1 protein-coding gene is annotated in these 240 nt (G+C 62.1%); it reads right to left on the reverse strand.

Annotation, left to right across the window (positions count from 1 at the left end):
* Positions 1 to 240: transposase (locus tag SJH88_RS19635; RefSeq protein ID WP_274755436.1), on the reverse strand; the 240-nt coding region annotated here is incomplete at both ends.

Below are 240 nucleotides of genomic sequence, written 5' to 3' on the forward strand. Positions count from 1 at the left end.
CGGTGGCGGCCGTGTAGATACGGCGCAGGTCGGCGGCCACCTCCTTTCTTCGCTTCCAGGACACGTAGTTCAGGCTGTGGCGCACCATGTGAACGATGCACAGCTGCACCACCGCCTTGGGGAACACCGCTTCAATCGCTTCGGGGAAACCTTTGAGCCCGTCGACACAGGCAATGAAGATGTCCTGCACGCCCCGGTTGCGCAGTTCGGTCACCACCTGCAGCCAGAACTTGGCACCCT

Source organism: Comamonas sp. GCA5, from assembly GCF_036541385.1.
In the GTDB taxonomy this organism is placed as follows: Bacteria; Pseudomonadota; Gammaproteobacteria; order Burkholderiales; family Burkholderiaceae_C; genus Comamonas; species Comamonas aquatica.